At 66.4% G+C, this 17,773-nt stretch carries 19 protein-coding genes and 1 riboswitch; of the genes, 8 read left to right on the plus strand and 11 right to left on the minus strand.

Annotation, left to right across the window (positions count from 1 at the left end; genetic code table 11):
• Window positions 1-65: 65 nt before the first annotated feature.
• From OCI36_RS04945 to OCI36_RS04985, 9 genes are all read right to left on the minus strand, one after another.
• The gene (locus tag OCI36_RS04945; RefSeq protein ID WP_261663966.1) at window positions 66-575 is read right to left on the minus strand and encodes a GreA/GreB family elongation factor; all 510 of its coding nucleotides are present in this window, start codon (window positions 573-575) and stop codon (window positions 66-68) included.
• A 277-nt stretch (window positions 576-852) separates the two neighbouring features.
• The gene (locus tag OCI36_RS04950) at window positions 853-1,995 is read right to left on the minus strand and encodes an acyl-CoA dehydrogenase family protein (protein ID WP_261663967.1); all 1,143 of its coding nucleotides are present in this window, start codon (window positions 1,993-1,995) and stop codon (window positions 853-855) included.
• 219 nt (window positions 1,996-2,214) lie between these two features.
• On the minus strand, window positions 2,215-3,183 hold the full coding sequence (locus tag OCI36_RS04955) for a class I SAM-dependent rRNA methyltransferase (protein WP_409996716.1): 969 nt from the start codon (window positions 3,181-3,183) through the stop codon (window positions 2,215-2,217).
• Window positions 3,184-3,274: 91 nt separating this feature from the next.
• The gene (locus OCI36_RS04960) at window positions 3,275-4,189 is read right to left on the minus strand and encodes a phospho-N-acetylmuramoyl-pentapeptide-transferase (protein ID WP_261663969.1); all 915 of its coding nucleotides are present in this window, start codon (window positions 4,187-4,189) and stop codon (window positions 3,275-3,277) included.
• A gap of 138 nt (window positions 4,190-4,327) precedes the next feature.
• On the minus strand, window positions 4,328-5,359 hold the full coding sequence (locus OCI36_RS04965) for an FAD-binding oxidoreductase (protein ID WP_261663970.1): 1,032 nt from the start codon (window positions 5,357-5,359) through the stop codon (window positions 4,328-4,330).
• Window positions 5,356-6,051 (minus strand): tRNA (5-methylaminomethyl-2-thiouridine)(34)-methyltransferase MnmD, encoded by a 696-nt coding sequence (mnmD, locus tag OCI36_RS04970; RefSeq protein ID WP_261663971.1) that lies wholly within the window; start codon window positions 6,049-6,051, stop codon window positions 5,356-5,358. Before mnmD ends, OCI36_RS04965 begins: the two co-directional genes overlap by 4 nt.
• Window positions 6,052-6,135: 84 nt before the next feature.
• Window positions 6,136-6,780 carry a YsnF/AvaK domain-containing protein gene (locus tag OCI36_RS04975; protein WP_261663972.1) on the minus strand — a complete coding sequence of 215 codons (645 nt, stop codon included), beginning with the start codon at window positions 6,778-6,780 and terminating at the stop codon, window positions 6,136-6,138.
• Between the two features lie 114 nt (window positions 6,781-6,894).
• On the minus strand, window positions 6,895-7,758 hold the full coding sequence (locus OCI36_RS04980; RefSeq protein WP_261663973.1) for a PRC and DUF2382 domain-containing protein: 864 nt from the start codon (window positions 7,756-7,758) through the stop codon (window positions 6,895-6,897).
• 251 nt (window positions 7,759-8,009) lie between these two features.
• Window positions 8,010-8,492, minus strand: coding sequence for an NUDIX hydrolase (locus tag OCI36_RS04985; RefSeq protein WP_261663974.1), 483 nt, complete (start codon window positions 8,490-8,492; stop codon window positions 8,010-8,012).
• Window positions 8,493-8,562: 70 nt separating this feature from the next.
• Window positions 8,563-8,674, plus strand: a riboswitch (TPP riboswitch).
• 44 nt (window positions 8,675-8,718) lie between these two features.
• Here OCI36_RS04985 and OCI36_RS04990 point away from each other — a divergent pair.
• Together OCI36_RS04990 and OCI36_RS04995 are read left to right on the plus strand one after the other, a co-directional pair.
• Window positions 8,719-9,945 (plus strand): thiamine ABC transporter substrate-binding protein, encoded by a 1,227-nt coding sequence (locus tag OCI36_RS04990; RefSeq protein WP_261663975.1) that lies wholly within the window; start codon window positions 8,719-8,721, stop codon window positions 9,943-9,945.
• A gap of 43 nt (window positions 9,946-9,988) precedes the next feature.
• Window positions 9,989-11,584 carry an ABC transporter permease gene (locus OCI36_RS04995; protein WP_261663976.1) on the plus strand — a complete coding sequence of 532 codons (1,596 nt, stop codon included), beginning with the start codon at window positions 9,989-9,991 and terminating at the stop codon, window positions 11,582-11,584.
• Window positions 11,585-11,587: 3 nt separating this feature from the next.
• On the opposite strand, the gene OCI36_RS05000 is transcribed toward OCI36_RS04995, so the two are convergent.
• Complete coding sequence (locus OCI36_RS05000) at window positions 11,588-12,157, minus strand: cysteine hydrolase family protein (protein ID WP_261663977.1); 570 nt, start codon at window positions 12,155-12,157, stop codon at window positions 11,588-11,590.
• 18 nt (window positions 12,158-12,175) lie between these two features.
• On the opposite strand from OCI36_RS05000, the gene OCI36_RS05005 reads away from it, so the two are divergent.
• From OCI36_RS05005 to OCI36_RS05030, 6 genes are all read left to right on the plus strand, one after another.
• Window positions 12,176-13,210, plus strand: coding sequence for an ABC transporter ATP-binding protein (locus tag OCI36_RS05005; RefSeq protein WP_261663978.1), 1,035 nt, complete (start codon window positions 12,176-12,178; stop codon window positions 13,208-13,210).
• Window positions 13,210-13,881, plus strand: a complete 672-nt coding sequence (locus OCI36_RS05010) for a thiamine diphosphokinase (RefSeq protein WP_261663979.1) — start codon at window positions 13,210-13,212, stop codon at window positions 13,879-13,881. Before OCI36_RS05005 ends, OCI36_RS05010 begins: the two co-directional genes overlap by 1 nt.
• A gap of 105 nt (window positions 13,882-13,986) precedes the next feature.
• Complete coding sequence (locus OCI36_RS05015) at window positions 13,987-14,481, plus strand: DUF2243 domain-containing protein (protein ID WP_261663980.1); 495 nt, start codon at window positions 13,987-13,989, stop codon at window positions 14,479-14,481.
• Window positions 14,478-15,395, plus strand: a complete 918-nt coding sequence (locus tag OCI36_RS05020) for a cytochrome c oxidase assembly protein (protein ID WP_261663981.1) — start codon at window positions 14,478-14,480, stop codon at window positions 15,393-15,395. Before OCI36_RS05015 ends, OCI36_RS05020 begins: the two co-directional genes overlap by 4 nt.
• A 37-nt stretch (window positions 15,396-15,432) precedes the next feature.
• On the plus strand, window positions 15,433-16,074 hold the full coding sequence (locus OCI36_RS05025; protein ID WP_261663982.1) for a hypothetical protein: 642 nt from the start codon (window positions 15,433-15,435) through the stop codon (window positions 16,072-16,074).
• An 80-nt stretch (window positions 16,075-16,154) separates the two neighbouring features.
• Entirely contained in the window at window positions 16,155-17,198 is a 1,044-nt protein-coding gene (locus tag OCI36_RS05030) for a S66 peptidase family protein (protein ID WP_261663983.1), read from the plus strand.
• Between the two features lie 6 nt (window positions 17,199-17,204).
• Here OCI36_RS05030 and OCI36_RS05035 read toward each other — a convergent pair whose 3' ends face one another.
• Complete coding sequence (locus OCI36_RS05035) at window positions 17,205-17,747, minus strand: sulfite oxidase heme-binding subunit YedZ (protein WP_261664381.1); 543 nt, start codon at window positions 17,745-17,747, stop codon at window positions 17,205-17,207.
• Window positions 17,748-17,773 lie beyond the last annotated feature (26 nt).

Raw genomic sequence — 17,773 nt, forward strand, 5'->3', positions numbered from 1 at the left:
CCTTGCCGGGCCTGGGGAAAGCATTCCGCCTTCTTTTATCAGAGGCTCTGAGCGTCAGGATTAGCTCAGGAGCTGACCGTCTTGACCTTGTACTTGACCTGCTTGCCGCCTTCAAGGTTCACCACGAAGGATTCGCCTTCGCGCCGGCCCATCAGCTCGCGGCCGACCGGGCTGTCGTCGCTGATGCGGGGCACCTTGTCGTTGCCGCGCACACTGGCTTCGGCGGTGCTGACCACTTTCACGGTCATTTCCTTTTTGGCGGTTTCGTTGGTCAGCACCACGGTGGCGCCCAGGCTCACCGCGCCGTCCTCGGCGCCGCCCTCAATCACGGTGGCGCGCGCCAGGGTATCTTCCAGCTCCTCGATGCGGGCTTCCACCTGGCGTTTTTCGCGTTTGGCATCTTCCAGGCCGGTGTCTTCCGCGTCGGTGGTGTTTTCCATCTGTTCCTGCAAGATGCGGGTGGCTTCGGTCAGGCGCTCCTGCTCCTGGGCCAGGGCTTTTTCCAGGCGCTCGTAGCCTTCGCGGGTCAGCCGGATCTGCTTGGTCGAGTTGGGATTGGGGTTCGGGTTGGTCACGCAGTCCTCCTTCGCGGCAGAGTTCAGGTCTGCCTGTTGATGGGCGAATGGCACAGTGAAATGGGGGCAGAGGCCGCCCGGTCAGTCAGAAAAGAGCCAAGCCACGTCGGGCAAAAACAGTCACGGCGCGGCCTGGAGAGATCATGCTGAGCGGCACAGGCAGGGGCGGGCAAACTGGCGTGCATTTTGTCACAGCCCCGGCCTCCACGCAATCCGTCGGGCAGGGAAACGGCCAGCCGCCTGGAATAGGCCGCTTGGCAGTGTCCCCGGTTCTGGCTCAGTCCTTCAGCAGGGCGCGGCTGATCACCACGCGCTGAATTTCGTTGGTGCCTTCGTAAATCTGGTTGAGCTTGACGTCACGCAGCAGCTTTTCGACCGGGTATTCGCCCACGTAGCCATAACCACCGTGAATCTGAATCGCTTCATTGGCCGCGTTGAAAGCCATATCCGAGCAGTAGGCCTTGGCGATGGCCGATTCGTAACCGTGGGTGTTGCCCTGGTCAACCAGCCAGGCGGCCTTGAGGTACATCAGGCGGCCGGTTTCGATACCAATCGCCATATCGGCCATCTTGAACTGCAGCGCTTGGAAGTTGGAGATGGGAGTGCCGAAGGCTTCGCGCTCCTTGGAGTACTTGACCGATTCGTCCAGCGCACGACGGGCCACGCCCACGCTGCCGGCCGCCACAGGCACGCGGGTCTTGTCCAGCGTCTTCATGGCAATCTTGAAGCCGTCACCCAGGCCGCCCAGCTGGTTTTCCTTGGGCACGCGCACGTTTTCGAAGACCAGTTCGCTGGTCAGCGAGGCGCGCTGGCCCATCTTGTGCTTGATCTTGTTGTAGGTAAAGCCGGGGGCACCCTTGGGCACCACCAGGGCCACAGTGGCGCGGTGGCCGCCGCCGCGTTCGGTGGTGGCAAACACCACGGTCACTTCGGCCTCACCGCCGTTGGAAATCCACATCTTGGTGCCGTTGATGACCCATTCGTCGCCGTCCAGCACGGCAGTGGTGTGCATACCGGCCGCGTCGGAGCCGTTGTTGGGTTCCGACAGCGCGAAAGCGGCCAGGGCCGGCTTTTCCACCAGGGGGCCCAGGAAGCGCTTCTGCTGTTCCTCGGTGCCGCCCACCAGAATGGGGGTCATGCCCAGCTCAGAAGCCATCATGATGGTGAAGATGCCCATGCAGCCGTAGGCCAGTTCCTCGCCCACGATGCACTCATCGACCATGCTCAGGCCCAGGCCGCCGGCATGCTCGGGCACGCCCACGTTCAGCAGGCCCACCTCGTGCGCCTTGCGGATCACGTCCCAGGGCATTTCCTCGCGGCGGTCGTATTCCTCGGCCACCGGAATAATTTCCTTGCGGGTAAAGTCACGGGCCAGCTGCTGCAGCTGTTTTTGCTCATCGGTCAGGGAAAAATCAATCATGAAGACTCCTGTGCTGGAGGAAAGGAAGGGTCCTGGGGGCCGGGCCAGCGCCCCGGCAGCCGGGAACAGGACGGAAGCCGCCGTAAGAGGGCGGGCAGGTCATTGGACGGGGTCTAAAATACCCGAATTTCCGGTGCCCACAAGGTAGCACAGCCCTCCTTGCCACTACCCTCTTAGTAACGCCTCCCTGACAGGCAGCCAGGGCCGTCCGGCGCAGGGTCAGTCCAGCTGCCAGACGCCGGCTTTCAGGTGGGTCGCCGCCGGAAAGTCCAGGCCCGGTGCCAGCCTGAGCGGCGGGCCGGCGCGGCGCCCAGCTTCATTCAGGCCCTGCGCCACCTGCCGCCCGAAGGTTCGCTCGCTCAGGCCGGCGTGATTGGTCATCGCCAGCAGCTGACCGCCTGGGGCCAGCAGCCTGGCCGCCGCCTGCACCAGCGCCGGGTAATCTTTCTCGGCTCGCCAGGTCTGCCGGCCCCGCCGCGCAAAGCTGGGGGGGTCCAGAATCAGCAGATCGAAGCGGTCACTGCGCCGTTGCAAGCGCCGCAGCCAGTCGAAGACGTCGCCGTACAGAAAGTCGATGTCCGGAGCTGGGAGGCCGCTCAGGGCATAGTTTTCCTGCCCCCAGGCCAGCACCCGGCGCGAGAGGTCCACATTCTTGACGCCGTGCGCCCCGCCCAACGCCGCGCTGACGCCAAAGCCACAGGTATAGGCAAAGGTATTGAGCACCCGCCGGCCCGCCGCCTGTTCCTGCACCCAGTCGCGCATGGGACGGGCGTCCGCGAACAGGCCGGTGCTGAGGTCGCCGCCAGGGCGAATCAGAAAGGGGCGGCCCTGTTCCAGCACCGTCACCTCTGGCTGAGGCGGTCCCCAGACTGGGGCTGCCGGCGCCAGCCAGTCCCGTTCGGTGTTGGCCCGGTGACTGGCAACCTCGGGGCGACGCTTGAGGTAGAGCGAATCCAGTCCCAGCGCCTGCAACGGCTCTTGCAGGGCGGCCAGCAGCTCGGCCTCCTGCGCGGGGTCCAGCTCACGGTAGAGGCTCAATACGCCCGCAGTACCGGCCTGGTCCAGGCTGCACAGGTCGGCCATCTCGGTGGTGTGCAGCAGGCGGTAGAAGGTGTTGCCCTGCTCGGCCAGGGGGCTGCGGCGGGCGGCAGCGGCAGCGAGGCGGGCAGGCAAAGCGTCCAGATTCACGTGTTCCAGCATAAGCGCTGCCAGCGATGAAACGAGCAGCAGAGACCCGGAAGCCTCTGCTGCTCGCCCACACGTCAGGTGGTACGGACGGCTAAGGGCGCCCGCCCAGCAGGTACCACACCAGCGCGGTGGCGATGCCAGTAATCACCCAGAAGCGCTGCGTGACCTGGGTTTCGGGCCAGCCGCTCAGCTCGAAGTGGTGCTGAATGGGTGACATCTTGAAGACACGGACACCACGGGTGCGGAACGATATAACCTGAATCACCACGCTCAGCACCGCCACCACCGGGATAATGGCGGCAATGGGCAGCAGCCACACGTCGCCGTAGAGAATATAGACACCCGCTGCAACGGCCCCGATCACGTGCGAGCCCATGTCCCCCATAAAGACCTTGGCAGGGTGAGCATTGAACCACAGGAAGCCCAGCAGCGCCGCGACCAAGAGAGCGCTGACCGGCGAGAGCGCAATAAACGGCAGCAGCACGATAATGGCGACTCCGGCCAGCAGTCCGTCCAGCCCATCGGTGAAGTTAAAGGCGTTGACGGCGCCTACCATCACGAAGGTGTAAAGCAGCACATCGGCCACCGGGCCCAGCGAAGGCACCAGTTCATGGCTGGCATAGGGCGCCGCGAAGTAGGCAAAAATCAGCGCAAACAGAATCTGCATCGGGAATTTCTCACGGGCCAGCAGCTCCTTTTTGCCGCTGCCTTTCATCCGTGACTGAATTTTGAACCAGTCGTCCAGCCCCCCGACCAGCCCCATTCCCAGGGCAATCAGCACCAGCAGCACTTCGCGCATGCCGCCGCCGTGACCGGTTGCAAACAGTACCAGCCACACCAGCAGCGTGACCAGTGTGAAGGCCACGCCGCCGGCGGTGGGGGTGCCTTCCTTGGCCAGGTGAGACTGGGGACCGTCGGCACGCACCGGCTGGCCCCAGCCGCGCTTTTTGCTCTGGTGAATAAACAGGCCGGTCAGAAACCAAGACAGCAGGGCGGCAATCAGCATGGGCACTCCTGCTGGGCCAAGCCGGGATCAGGGCAGAGTAATTCCAACATTGCTTTCCATTGTAATGGACGGCCGCCGGGGCCGCCTGCCGCTCCTGCAGACCGGCGTTGCATCAGCGCTTGATTTGCAGGGCAGGGTTCAGGACCGGGCTGGTTCCCCGGTTATCCGGGCCACCAGCTCGCGGGCCAGCAACGGGCCCAGCAGGTAGCCTTTGCTGCCCAGCCCAGTCAGCTCCCACTGCCCTGCTCTCCCCTGTTCCGGAGCAGCTGTCCCCAAGTCAGCCGGACCAGCGCGCAGGCCGCTCAAGCGGGTACCGCTCCATTGCCCGCTCACTTCCAGGCCGGCCAGGGACCGCAGCCGCCCGCCGCGTTCCAGCAACCAGTCCAGCGAAGACAGCGGCAACTGCACCGCCGACCAGTGTGCCGTCGGCCGCTCGAAGGTGGCGCCCAATATGCCCCCCACCGCTGCCGGTGCCAGGTAGCCGCCAAAACTCAGCGGCCGCGGGCCCGGTGACTGGGCCAGCCTTAACAGGGTGCCGGCACGGTGGCCCTGCGCCGGCTGCTGGCCTTCTGGACGCATATCGGATCCGAAGCTGCCCCCACACCAGACCAGCGCGTCGGCCGCCAGACGGGTGCCGTCGGCCAGCTGGACCCAGCTGCCTTCAGCGGCGACCACCCGGCCAGTCACCCGCCGGGCTCCGGACACGTTCAGCAGGGCGCGGCAGAGGGCGGCACCGTCTACCCAACCACCCTGCGGCAAAAACAGCGCGGCCTGCCAGCCCGGGGCCAGGTCGGGCACCTCCTGCGGCGCCCACCAGCTGTGCTCCAGGCCAGACAGGTTACGCTGGAAGCGTTGCTGGGTCGCCTCATCCGGCACCGGCCGCAGAACACCTGTGCGGCCATGCGGCACCAGCTGTCCCTGGGTTTCCATTTGCTCAATCAGCGCCCAAGTCAGCGCCAGGCCCTCGGCGGCCCGCGCTGGCACCTTGCCCGACTGCCCCCGCACCGGATTCAGCAGGGCGGACGGCACCTCGCTGGCCGCCGTTCCCGGACCAGCGTCCACCACCGTGACCTGCCAGCCGGCCTGCGCCGCCCAGTACGCCACCGCGGCGCCAGCAATGCCTGCCCCCACCACCAGCAGCTCTGTGCCGCTCAGGCCTGTATCGCTCATGGCCGCACAGCCCGCAGAAATTCCCGCTTGCCGGGAGGGCCGGGACACTTTTCCACCTGTAGCCCAGCCGCCTGAAGTGCGCGCCGCACCCGGCCGGCAGCCGAATAGGTTGCCACCACGCCGCCGGGGCGCAACGCCTGGGCTACCCGTGCCAGAAATTCCTCGGTCCAGAGCTCAGGGTTGGCTTCAGGCGAAAAGCCGTCCAGGTACACCGCATCAGCCCAGTCCAGCGGCAATTCGGCAGTCAGAACATTCATCTGGCGCACCCGCAAAAGCTGCTGGCGCACGCCGATCTGCAGTTCTCCCCCCGGCGGCGGGGGCCAGGAGAGCAGCACCTCCTGCCAGACTGGATGCTCTGCGCCGGCTGATCCCTGCGATAACTCAGCCAGCAGCCCGGCCGCCACCGGGTCGTACTCATAGGCCAGATAATCCAGGGGGCCCCCCTCACCCCGCGCCGAGAGCGTTGCGCGCAGGTTCTGCCCCACCCCGAACCCAATTTCCAGTACCCGTGGGCGGGCCAGCGTCGCCACGCCAGTGCCGGCCACGAATACCTGCCGGGCCTGAGCTTCAGCACCAAAGGCCGAGCCGTATGTTTGCCCGAAACGCTGGCTACGCAGTGTCAGCGAGCCATCCGCAGTGGGTTGCAGGTCGGCGGCGGTCAGCTCGCGGGCAGAAGGCCGGTCAGAAGCCATGGCGTTATGATAGGTCAAAGAGACATGAAAAAGGCTCCCACAACGCTGGAGCGCGGGAAGCCTTGTGTCACAGGGCAATTTATTTCAGCGCGGAGTCTGGTCCGTGTCGTGGGCAGAGCCGGCGCCTAGGTCCAGTTCGGCCCGGTTGGCCACCAGATTCTGGGGATCTTCAATATCCAGCACCTCACGGCGCAGGGTGACCGTCTGCTGTACGTCCTCGGAAACGGCACGCTTCTCGAACGACACTTCGCTGATCGGCACGATTTCCTTCTGGATGTTGGCGCGCTCGGTGGTCAGTTCCACCTGATAGGTCTGCCCAGGCTGCAGCTCCTGGTCACCCATCCGCACGCAGCCGGCGCCCTCATGCACCAGGATTTCCAGGCATTCCGAGCGCAGCGTGACCGGCACCATCTCTTCACGCTCGGTCACGACTTTGCGGACCGTCACGGCGCCCTGCGACTCACGTACCACATCTACCCGGGCGCGTTCCTCGTACAGCACCAGACGGTCACTCTGACCGGCCAGCAGCGTAGCGGCTTCGCTGCGCAGGTCACGCTCGCTCTGTGCGCTAGTGCTGCCAGCTTCAGACAGGCCAGCCACTGGAGTCTGGGTGGCTGGCACCTGAGCTGCACTCTGGTCGGTCGCTCCAGCAGCGGGAACCTCCGGAGTCTGGGTTTGTTCGTTGGCTTCCAGGTGGCGTTCACCCGGTTTCAGATGTTCATCGGTCATGACTTGACCTCTTTTCCTGCCTGGGTTGGCCTGACATAATTTCAAGTCCGGCTGCCCAGGCAACTAAGAAAAAAGGCGGGATAGACCCGCCCTTTTTCGGCTGAAGTTTAAGACTTAGGAGCGGCGGCCGGTGTCGGTGCCGTTGATGTCGGTACGGGCGGTATTGGCGTCGTTCGCGTCTACCTGTCCGTCATGGTCCACATCCAGCACTTCGCGGCCCACGGTTTCGGTCACGGTCTGAGTTTCGGTCACGGCGCGCTTGCCGACTTCCACTTCTTCGGTGACGTAGGCTTCCTTGCCGATGTTGGCGCGTTCGGCTTCCAGATCCACCTGCATGGTCTGCTGGCCTTCGCCCAGGCGGGCGCCTTCCACAGCCTTGCCGTCGGTCACTTCGTGGCGGGTGATAACCACTTCTTCGCGCTGCAGGGGCACTTCAACCTGCTCCTGACGGGTTTCGACGTGCTTGCCGATACGGACGCTGCCAGCCTTGAAGCGTTCCTTGTTGACGGTCAGGCGCTCTTCGAGCAACTGCAGACGGCCAGGGGTCTGGTAGGCGCGTTCACGGTACTGACCTTCGTCCATGTCGCCGCGCAGCACGCGCTCGTCCTGCATGAACTGGTCTTCGCTGTACTGATCGTCGGTGTAGGTTTCGCCGTAGCGGTATTGTTGCATGGCGCCGACCTGGTCCTTGGTCAGGTTGTCGAAGTACACGCCGCTGTCGTCGATGCGGGCGTAGCCCACGGGCACCAGCACTTCCTTGCTGCTGAACCAGCCGCCGACGTCCACGATCAGGAAGCGGATGCCACCGGTGTTGGCCACGACCAGCGCGTCACGGACGCTACCGATCTTCTCGCCGTTGGCGCCGTAGGCGGTAGCGCCGATGGGGTTGAAGACGTCGCTGTCGTTGAAGAAGGTCATTTGGTCGTCGCGGCTCAGGTCGGACAGGCGCACCAGCTGGTCATTGATCATATTAGTCATAGAAAGTACCTCCAGATACTTGGAATCGTGACGGGAAGCGCGGACTCAGCGGAATATGATACCCGCTCCGTTACGCTAAGCAGTCTGCCGCAAGTCCCGGAGAGCTTGTTGAGTGGAAGCTGTAGGTTTGGAAAAGGTGCTGTTTATACGATCTCAATTTTTAAAGATGCTCTCACCTGGCGGGTTCTCGCCGTTTCAGAAATAGATTTTTGTCAGAAGGTAAGGTGTCTGGCTGCCCCCAACTTCCGGCTTCAATCCAGCCGGGTCCACTCGGGCTGATCCACTCCGCCAAGCTGCTGAGTCAGCCGGGCGCCTTGCAGCAGATGCAGCTGCAGCGCCCGCGGCAGCCAGGGCAAGCAGCCCGGTGGCAAGGCAGCCGGGTCAGCCCAGAGCAGAGCGCCGGTTTTGTCCAGCGGACGGGGCTCGCCGCTCCAGAAGTGTGCCCGGAAGAAGAAAGAGACGCCCCGCACCGGCAGGCCCTGGCCATCTGTCTGGTCAAAAGAGCTGACGCCGAGCGACTCCAGCCTTTCCGGCGAGAGTTCCAGGCCCACTTCCTCGCGCACCTCACGGGCGGCCGCCGCCCGCAGGTCCTCGCCGGGTTCTATGCCGCCACCGGGCAGGTTCCACAGACCATCGGCAAAGTGGGCGCCACTGCGCCGGGCCAGAAGCACCCGGCCCTGGGGGTCCTGCACCACCGTCCACGTGATCAGATAAATGCTGCCCGGAGTCGCCATACCCGCCACTTTAGCGAACGCCCAATCTCTACCGGAAACCGGCGCTGGCGGCACTTCTGCTATGCTCAGGCCCGGAACGCAGGGGTGCCCCCCGGGCCGCAGCAGCGGTCAGGCGGGGCTGAGATATACCCTCAGAACCTGAACTGGGTCGTGCCAGCGGAGGGAGCGATACGGCGAAGCGGGTTACCGCTTCCGGCTCCTGCGGCGGACGACCGGAGGAGCGCGCATGAACTACAAATCTGCCTTGATTCTTTCTCCCCTGCTGGCCCTGTGCGCCTGCAACGCCCCGGAACAGAGCAGCAGCTCGGCCCAGACCGGCTCAAGCCAGGCGACTTCGGTACAGAGCACAGCCACCAGCACCACGCAGACAGGCATGGCTGAGGCCAGCGCCGGTCAGACCACCTCAGCGGCGCCTGCGGCCCAAGGTCAGGCCCCGGCGGCCAGCGGCAGCAGCGCAGCCGAGAACCGCGACAAGATCGGCGGCGACCTGAAAGTGATTGTCCACGATTCCTTTGCGCTGAGCGACGGCATGCTGGACAAGTTCAAGCAGCAGACCGGCGTGACGGTGCAGATCATCAAGGCGGGCGACGCCGGCGAGATGCTCAACCGCCTGATTCTGACCAAGAAAGCGCCGCTGGCCGACGTGGTGTATGGGCTGGACAACTCCATGCTGCCGCGTGCCCGCGCCGAAGGCCTGCTGGAGCCTTACCGCAGCCCGGCACTCAGCAGCGTGCCGGCGCAGTACCGCCTGGATGAAGACGGCCTGCTGAACACCGTAGACTACGGCATCGTGGCCCTGAATTATGACCGGGCTGCCTGGGCCAAGACCGGCTTACCGCTCCCCAAAACACTGGACGAACTGAAGAACAAGGACTATGCCAGCCGTCTGGTGGTGCCCTCGCCGGCCACGTCTTCGCCGGGGCTGGCGCTGCTGCTGGCGACCGTCAACGAACTGGGCGAAGAGGGCGCCTGGCAGTGGTGGAACGCGGCCAAGGCGAACGGCATGAAAATCGTGGGCGGCTGGAGTGACGCTTACAACACCGAATTCACCCGTTCCGGCGGCAAATACCCGCTGGTGTTAAGCTACGGCACCAGCCCGGCCGCCGAGGTCTTCTACGCCGAGAACTACGACCCAGCCAGCCTGCCGGCCGAGGCACCTACCGGCAACCTGTTTATTCCCGGCACCATCTACCTGCAGCTGGAAGGGGTGGGCATTCTGAAAAGTGCCGGCAACCAAGCCGCCGCCAAGGCTTTCGTGGACTGGATGCTGAACCCGGAAGTGCAAAAGGACCTGCCCACCAACATGTGGGTGTACCCGGCCGCCGAGGGCACCCAGTTGGACCCGGTGTTCGGTCTGGCCGAAACCACCGAGCTGAAGCCGGTCAAGCCGGAACTGACCCAGAACCCGCAGGCTGTGGTAGATGCCTGGGTAGAAAACGTGCAGCGGAAGTGAACGCGGCGAGCGGCAGCAAGCAGCAGAGCGGGTGGGCGGCCGAATGACCCGGCGCCCGGCCCCGGCTGCCTGGAAGGCTTTCCTGGGCCGTTTTCCCGGTGACTCGCTGAGTGGCTGGCTGATTGCCGCGCCCTCGCTGCTGTTTCTGGCGCTGCTGCTGGCGCTGCCGCTGGCCCGCACCCTGCTGGAAGGCGGCATTCAGCTAGAGGTCTGGACCCAGCCGTATTTTCAGCGCCGGCTGCTCTGGACTCTGGCCCAGGCGGGGCTGACAGCGGGGCTGGCCCTGCTGCTGGGGGTGCCGCTGGCCTACCTGCTCTCGCGCTACCGGCTGCCGGGCGGGCAGGTAATGCTGCGGCTGTTGCTGCTGCCGTTCGTGACGCCGGTGCTGGTGGCGGTGCTGGGGCTGAACGCCCTGCTGGGGCCGCGCGGCTGGCTGAGCGGCCTGCTGCCTTTTTCGCCCAGCGACGGCCCGCTGCTGATTCTGCTGGGCAACCTCTTTTTCAACCTGCCGGTGATGATCCGGCTCAGCCACGGCGGTTTTTCGCGGATTTCGCCCTCGCTGCCGGGGGCCGCCCGCACGCTGGGGGCGCCCGGCTGGCGAGCGGCGCTGAATGTGGGGCTGCCGCTGGCACTGCCGGGCATTGCGGCCGGGGCCATTCTGACTTTTCTGTATTCGGCGCTCAGCTTCGGGCTACCGCTGGTGCTGGGCGGGGCCAAATACGCCACGCTGGAAGTGGAAATCTATACCCTGACCGCCTATCAGCTGCGGCTGGGCGAGGCCAGCGCCCTGATCGTGGGCCAGCTGCTGCTGACACTGGCGGCGACCTGGGCCTATGTCGGTCTGACCGGCTCGGCGCGCGGCACGCCGGCCCGCAAGCTGCCGCGCGCTACTGGGGGCACGCTCTGGCTGGGGCTGGGGCTGATGACGCTGGTGTTTATACTGTGTTTTGTGCCGCTGCTGGCGGTGGTGGCACGCGGGCTGGTGGGGCCAGCCGGGCTGACCCTCGGTTTCTGGCAGGTGGTGCTGAACGACCCACAGACCGGGCACGCCCTGGGCAACACCCTCCGCTTTGGGGCGCTGGCACTGCTGGGCGCCACGCTGCTGGGCGGGCTACACGCGCTGGGGGCCGCCCGCGCCCGCTCGCGGTTGCTGGACCTGCTCTCGATGCTGCCGCTGATGGTGTCGCCGGTATCGCTGGCCGTGGGTTACCTGCTGGCCTACCCGCGCCAGGCTGCCACACTGCCGATGCTGATTGCCGCCTATACCCTGCTGGCCTGCCCGCTGGTGACCCGCTCACTGCTGCCGGCACTACGGGCGCTGCCGCAACACACCCTGGAAGCCGCCCGCACCCTGGGCGCCAGCGGCTGGCAGAGCTGGCGCAGCGTGACCTTGCCGCTGACCCTGCCGGCCCTGCGCGGCGGCATGGCGCTCTCGCTGGCGACGGTGCTGGGCGAATTCGGCGCCACGCTGGTGCTGACCCGGCCGGAATGGGCCACCCTCAGCGTGGAGCTGTACCAGAAACTGGGCCGCCCCGGCGAGCGCAACTTGGGCGAAGCCTGCGCCCTGGCAACCATTCTGCTGGCTCTGGCCCTGCTGAGCTTCTGGCTGCTGGACGGCGGCGAGGGCGAAGTGACCTGAAGGCTATTGGGCCAAGCCCTGCAAAAGCTCGTCAGCTTGCACCACTTGTGCAAATTCACCGTGCAGGCTGGCAAGGTGAGCTTGGTGCAGGGTTTCGGCGTCAAAAAACCGGCCCTGAGCATCTTCTTTGCCAAAGGTCGCCGCAGCGTCTCCGACCAGCCAGGTCTGAAAGCCCAGGTTGCCCGCCATGCGGGTGGTTGTGCTGACGCAGTGGTCGGTGGTCAGTCCAGCGATGACCAGACCAGTTATCGCCTGAGAGCGCAGATACTCTTCCAGCCCCGTACCGATAAAGGCACTGTTGACCGATTTGGTCATGACCGGCTCGCCGGGTAGAGGCTGCACGGCCGCCTGAAAGGCTGTACCGGCGCTGCCCTTTTTCAGTGGCGAATCCGGCTCACCGGACAGGTGCTGAATATGAACGACCGGCCAGCCCCGCTCGCGCCAGCGGGCCAGGAGCCGCGCCGCCTGCGCCTCAGCCTGGGGATTGTTGCGCTGTCCCCACACAGGAGAGCGAAAGCCTTCCTGGATATCCACCAGGAGAAGGGCCGTACGCTGGTCAGGCTGAAGAGTCATGCTTCACAATAGAAGAAGATGTCCAGTCCTGCTCCCGCCCTCAGCATTCAGCGCCTCAGCAAGCACTACGGGCAGACCGCCGCTGTGAACGACTTCAGCCTGGACGTGGCGAACGGCGAAACGCTGGCGCTGCTGGGCCCCAGCGGCTGTGGCAAAAGCACCCTACTGAGAATGGTGGCCGGACTGGAACGCCCGGACAGCGGCCAGATCAGGATGGCCGGGCAGGACGTGACCCGTGAGCCGCCCGAGGCGCGGGGGGTGGGCATGGTCTTTCAGGACTACGCGCTGTTTCCGCACCTCAGCGTGCTGGACAACGTGGCCTACGGGCCCCGGATGCGCCGGGTGCCACGTGCCGAGGCGCAGCGGTGCGCCCAGGAAGCGCTGGCACTGGTGGACCTCTCGGCGCTGGCGGCCCGCCGCCCCGACGAGTTGAGCGGCGGGCAGCAGCAACGGGTGGCGGTGGCCCGCGCCCTGGCGACCGGCGCCGGGCTGCTGCTGCTGGACGAACCGCTGAGCAACCTGGACGAGAAACTGCGGCATGAACTGCGCGGCGAGCTGAAAACCCTGCTGGCGCAGACCCGGGCCGCCGCGCTGCTGGTCACCCACGATCAGCGCGAGGCCCTGGCGGTGGCGCAGCGGGTGGCGGTGATGCGGGCCGGGCAACTCGTGCAGGTGGACAGCGCCGCCGAGCTCTTCGCCCGGCCGGCCACCGCCTGGGTGGCGGCTTTTCTGGGCCATAGCAACATTTTTGCGCTCCCAGGCACCGGCCAGGCCAGGGTGATTCCCGAACAGGCGCTGCGCCTGGGCGCCGGCGACCCCTGGCCGGTCACGCGCACGCAGCTGACCGACTCGGGACAGGAAGTCACGGTCAGGCACCCACTGGGCAGGCTAAAACTGCACCTCAGCCCCCGGGAGAGCCAGCTGCTGGAAGGTGTCCCGGCCAGCGGGCTGCAGCTGCGCCTGCAAGTGGACGAGGCAACCACCCTGCTGCTGCCCGACGACCGTGCGTCCGATGAGCCTGCGCCGGCCAGCCCCGGAACGGCGGCAGGGTGATGCCCGTCCATCCCGAACCATCAACCACGCAGCCGCCCGCGCCGGCGCGCACCGCCTGGCTGCTGGTGGCCGGGCGTCTCCGCCTGCCGGCCGACCTGAGCTGGCTGCCGGCCCCCGACTTGGTGATTGCCGCCGACGGTGGCGCCCGGCACGCCGCCGCACTGGGCCTGGCGGTGGACCGCTGGGTGGGCGACTTCGATTCATCAACTGGCACCGAGCTGGACGCGCCGCGTGAAGTTCACCCCACCGCCAAGGACCAGACCGATGGCGAACTGGCCACTCAGCTGGCGCTGGCGGCCGGCTGCACCCGGCTGGCAGTCGTGGGAGCCTTCGGCGGGCGGTTCGACCACGCGGCGGCGTTGCTGCTGGGCGCGGTGCGGCTGGCAGAACAGGGGCTGGACCTCTGGCTGACCAGCGGCGACGAACACGCCCGGCCGCTGGTCGGCGGCACCGGCCTGAGCCTGAAGCTGGCGCCGGGCACCACCCTGAGCGTGGTGGCGCTCAGCGACCTGGGCGGCCTCTCGCTGAGTGGGGTGCGCTGGCCGCTGCAGGGGGCGGATATTCCACTCGGCAGCGGCTGGACCCTCAGCAACGAGGCGCTTACCGGCGGGCCTGTGACCGCCAGTCTGGAGCGGGGGCGGGCGCTGCTGGTGTGGCACTCGCCCAGTTGACGCCCGGCGGTGCCGATTTGACAGAGGAGGCACGGGCAGGATAAAAAGAAGAGCACCCAAACTCTTTCTTCTTTTCAGACGCCGCCACTGCACACCGGAGGACCCATGACCTTTTCCCCTGCTGCCCGCGTCCGTTTCCCGCTGTCCCACGCCCAGCTGAGCCGCAACGCCTGGATCGGCTTTCTGATCGGCGTGGGGTTGGTGGCCGCCGTAGATGAAATCGGCCTGCACCAGCTGCTGGCCTGGCACCACTTTTACGACAAGTCCACCCCTAAGGTGGGCCTGTTCAGCGACGGCCTATTTCACGCCGCGCAGATGATTGCCCTGATTGCCGGCAGCTTCATGATGGTGGACATGCTCAAGGCCCGCGCCTTTTCGGGGCGGATGCTGGCGGCCGGCATCATCGCCGGGATGGGCGCTTTTCAGCTGTGGGACGGCACCATCAACCACAAGGTGCTGGAAATCCACCAGATTCGCTACGGCGTGGAAATTTTGCCGTATGACCTGACTTGGAACGCCATTGCCCTGGCCCTGCTGCTGACCGGCGCAGTGCTGTGGCGCCGTGGCCTGGCCGACCCGGCCGCGCGGCAGCCGCAATGAACCACGCCCACCACCTGCACCCGGTGCCTGCCGGGCTGCACGGGGCCGGAATGCATGGAGCTGGCATGCACGGAACCGGAATGCATGGAGCCAGCGGTTTCGATCCCATCATGCTGCTGTCTCTGCTGGTGGTGGGCGTGGCACTGGCTTACGCCGCGCTGCTGCTGCGGCAACGCCGGCAGGGCCGCCGCTGGCCGCCCCACCGCAGTCTGCTGTTCGCGCTGGGTATCGCCATGTTGGGCTACGGCCTCAGCCCTGGCCTGATGGTTGCCGGCCACGCCAACCTGCGCGTTCACATGACGCAGCATATGTTGCTGGGCATGTTCGCCCCGCTGGCACTGGTACTGGGCCAGCCGGTCACGCTGTTGCTGCGTGGGCTGCCCGTGCCGGCGGCGCGGCGGGTGGCGGCGGCCCTGCACGGCGCACCACTGCGCTGGTGGATGAATCCGCTGGTGGCCCTCACGCTGAATGTGGGTGGCATGTACCTGCTGTACCTCACCCCGCTGTACGCCGTCATGCTGGGAAACGGCTGGCTGCACCTGCTGGTCCACTTTCACGTGATTGCCGCCGGGTTTCTTTATGCGGCAGTGGTGGCCGGGGTGGACCCCTCGCCGCTGCGGGCACCTTTTCGCTGGCGGCTGGCAACCTTGCTGGCCGGCGCGGCGCTGCACTCCATTCTGGGCAAGCTGATGTTCGCCGGCCTGTACCCGCGCGGCACCGGAGAAGCGCCCGCTGTTATCGAGGCAGCGGCGCGGCGAATGTACTACTGGGGCGACCTGGCCGAAGCGCTGCTGGCCTGCGTGCTGTTCTGGGGCTGGCTGCAGGCCCGTGAGCGGCAGCGAACACGCGAGCAGCACCAAGCGGCGCAGCACCAAGCAACGCAGAATCCAGCAGCGTCTAGACTGCCTTCATGAACCTGCCCCACCGACCCCGCCCGACAGAGGCCGCCGCATGATTCGCCGCCTGGGTTGCAGCGCCCTGGGCTGCTTTGGCTCATTGGCACTGAGCCTGATTCTGCTGGGCGTGGGCTGGTTCGGGTTCGTGCAGCCGGCCATCGGGAACCTGACCGGGCAGGTGACAGCCACCCTGAACGGTGCCCCCGCCTCGGCGCAGCCCCGCGCCGGCCGGCCGGAAGACCTCAGCGCCCCGCTCACCCGCGCCGAGGTGGAAAAGTTCGTGCGGATTCGCCGCGAGATTAGAAAAAGCATGGGCGGCACCTTCCCGCAGCTTCAGCAGATTTACGCAGGGGTTCAGGCCGGTGAGCCGGTGAACGCCTGGACCGCCGTGCAGGCTGTGCGGGCGCTGGGCAGCTCGGTGGCGGAGGCCCGTGCCGCGCTGGAACAGGGGTTGGTGCGCGAGAACCTCAGCCGCGAGCGCTACGCCTTTATCCGCCAAAAAGTGAATCTGGCGCTGGGGCTGCCGCAGGTGGATTTCAGCGGCGTGCTGGGCGAACTGGCCCGCTCGCAGAGCAGCGGCTCGCTGCCGGACCTGGGCGGCAAGGTGACGGTGGCGACCCCACAGGAACGGAAAATGGTGCAGGACTTCTCCAGGGAACTGGGCGTCACTGCGCCGCTGGGACTGCTGGGCCTGTAAGCAGCAGGCCGGGCCAGCGACTCCGGCGGAATAAGCCACTTCGCTTAACGGCCGCCGCGCCTTCCCAGCTACTCTGGCCTATGGACACTCCCCGCTTCGTGCGTCCCCGGCCCCTTGTGAGCGGTTCCCGCGTGGCCGCGCTCAGCCTCAGTGCCGGTTTCGTATCCGAGGTGCCGCACCGCTACGCTGCCGGCGTGCGTCAGGCCGCCCAGTCGCTGGGCTGGGAAATCGTGGCCGCGCCGAACGCTTTCCGGGGACCGGAGTACCTCTACGAGAACCCGCAGGCCCGCGCCGACGACCTGCACTGGGCGCTGGAAAACCCCGACATAGACGGCCTGGTGAGCATCATCGGCGGCGACGATTCTCTCCGGCTGCTGCCTTTTCTGGACCATGACCTGATCCGGCGGCGTCCCAAGGCTTTCATGGGCTACTCCGACGCCACGGTGATGCTGACGCAGTTTCTGAAAGCGGGCGTGATGGCCTATCACGGCCCCGCCGTGCTGACCGATCTGGCCGAGAATGGCGGCATTCACCCGTTCACAGCCCGGTTCATTCAGCGGGCCTTCGGCCGCGAAAGCTACGCCCTGAATGTTGCCCCGGAAAGGACCGAAGCGCCGCAGGACTGGAACGATGTGGCGGCGCAGGAAATCCGGCGGCCCTTCAGGCCCACCGGCCCGGAAGGTGATTGGCTGTGGTTGCAAGGCGGTGAAACGGCCATAGAAGGCCACCTGCTGGGCGGCTGTATCGAGATTCTGGACATGCTGAGCGGGACGCCCGGCGAGCTGCCACTTCACCTCTGGCGCGGCGCGGTGATGGCCCTGGAAACCAGCAACGATGTACCCACGCCTGCGCAGGTGGGCTACTGGCTGCGGAATTGGGCGGCCAAAGGGGTGTTGCAGGAGTTGAGTGGCCTGCTGTTTGCCCTGCCACGCGGCTACACAGACGCAATGCACGGCGAACTGCACAGGTGGATTCGCCGCGTGCTGAAAGAAGCTGGCCGTGAGGACCTGCCGGTGGTGGCGAATGTGGACTTCGGGCACACCTCGCCGCAGCTGACGCTCCCGCTGGGGGCACGGGTGCGGCTGGACGGCGCAACAGGCAGCATCACGGTATGGCCCGGCTGAACCGGCTTACTGTCGCCGGGCCGGCGTCCCGGCCGCCTTAGGCGGCACAGCCTGCCACAACCGCCAGCCCAGCAACGCGGCCAGCACGCCGGCATAGAGCAGTGGCTCTGTCTTGTCGCCTTTCACGCCCCAGTAAAAGTGCAGTGCGCCCAGCGCCGCCGCCGGATACACCAGCCGGTGCAGCCGCTGCCAGCGCAGATAGCCCAGCTGCCGCACGCTGTTCTTGCCGCTGGTCAGGGCCAGAGGCAGCAGCAGGGCCAGGGCCAGCGCCCCTACCGTGATAAACGGCCGCTTGACGATGTCGGCCGGCAGGCCGCTCAGGCCGTCCTGGTCCAGCAGATACAGCAGCAGGTGAGCGCCGGCGTAGCCGAAAGCCAGCAACCCCAGCTCACGGCGAATGCGGGCCGGCCAGGTCCAGCCGGTCCAGCGGCGCAGCGGCGTGCAGACCAGCGAGAGGGTGAGCGTCAGCAGCGCCAGCAGGCCCGTTTGCAACAGCAACCGCTTCAGCGGATTGGCCACCAGCGCTCCGGTCCTGGCGTCCAGGGCCATCACCGCCAGCGGCAGCAGCCCGCCCA

Source organism: Deinococcus sp. Marseille-Q6407, assembly GCF_946848805.1.
In the GTDB taxonomy this organism is placed as follows: domain Bacteria; phylum Deinococcota; class Deinococci; order Deinococcales; family Deinococcaceae; genus Deinococcus.

Excerpts from the sequence above, each read along its gene's own strand:
- OCI36_RS05000 (WP_261663977.1), bottom strand. The coding sequence starts at position 12,157 with ATGACTCTTCAGCCTGACCAGCGTACGGCCCTTCTCCTGGTGGATATC.
- OCI36_RS05015 (WP_261663980.1), top strand. The coding sequence starts at position 13,987 with ATGACCTTTTCCCCTGCTGCCCGCGTCCGTTTCCCGCTGTCCCACGCC.
- OCI36_RS05005 (WP_261663978.1), top strand. The coding sequence starts at position 12,176 with ATGTCCAGTCCTGCTCCCGCCCTCAGCATTCAGCGCCTCAGCAAGCAC.
- OCI36_RS04995 (WP_261663976.1), top strand. The coding sequence starts at position 9,989 with ATGACCCGGCGCCCGGCCCCGGCTGCCTGGAAGGCTTTCCTGGGCCGT.
- OCI36_RS04960 (WP_261663969.1), bottom strand. The coding sequence starts at position 4,189 with ATGCTGATTGCCGCCCTGCTGTCTTGGTTTCTGACCGGCCTGTTTATT.
- OCI36_RS05035 (WP_261664381.1), bottom strand. The coding sequence starts at position 17,747 with ATGGCCCTGGACGCCAGGACCGGAGCGCTGGTGGCCAATCCGCTGAAG.
- OCI36_RS04975 (WP_261663972.1), bottom strand. The coding sequence starts at position 6,780 with ATGACCGATGAACATCTGAAACCGGGTGAACGCCACCTGGAAGCCAAC.
- OCI36_RS05010 (WP_261663979.1), top strand. The coding sequence starts at position 13,210 with ATGCCCGTCCATCCCGAACCATCAACCACGCAGCCGCCCGCGCCGGCG.
- OCI36_RS04985 (WP_261663974.1), bottom strand. The coding sequence starts at position 8,492 with ATGGCGACTCCGGGCAGCATTTATCTGATCACGTGGACGGTGGTGCAG.
- OCI36_RS04980 (WP_261663973.1), bottom strand. The coding sequence starts at position 7,758 with ATGACTAATATGATCAATGACCAGCTGGTGCGCCTGTCCGACCTGAGC.
- mnmD (WP_261663971.1), bottom strand. The coding sequence starts at position 6,051 with ATGGCTTCTGACCGGCCTTCTGCCCGCGAGCTGACCGCCGCCGACCTG.
- OCI36_RS05020 (WP_261663981.1), top strand. The coding sequence starts at position 14,478 with ATGAACCACGCCCACCACCTGCACCCGGTGCCTGCCGGGCTGCACGGG.
- OCI36_RS04965 (WP_261663970.1), bottom strand. The coding sequence starts at position 5,359 with ATGAGCGATACAGGCCTGAGCGGCACAGAGCTGCTGGTGGTGGGGGCA.
- OCI36_RS04950 (WP_261663967.1), bottom strand. The coding sequence starts at position 1,995 with ATGATTGATTTTTCCCTGACCGATGAGCAAAAACAGCTGCAGCAGCTG.
- OCI36_RS05025 (WP_261663982.1), top strand. The coding sequence starts at position 15,433 with ATGATTCGCCGCCTGGGTTGCAGCGCCCTGGGCTGCTTTGGCTCATTG.
- OCI36_RS05030 (WP_261663983.1), top strand. The coding sequence starts at position 16,155 with ATGGACACTCCCCGCTTCGTGCGTCCCCGGCCCCTTGTGAGCGGTTCC.
- OCI36_RS04990 (WP_261663975.1), top strand. The coding sequence starts at position 8,719 with ATGAACTACAAATCTGCCTTGATTCTTTCTCCCCTGCTGGCCCTGTGC.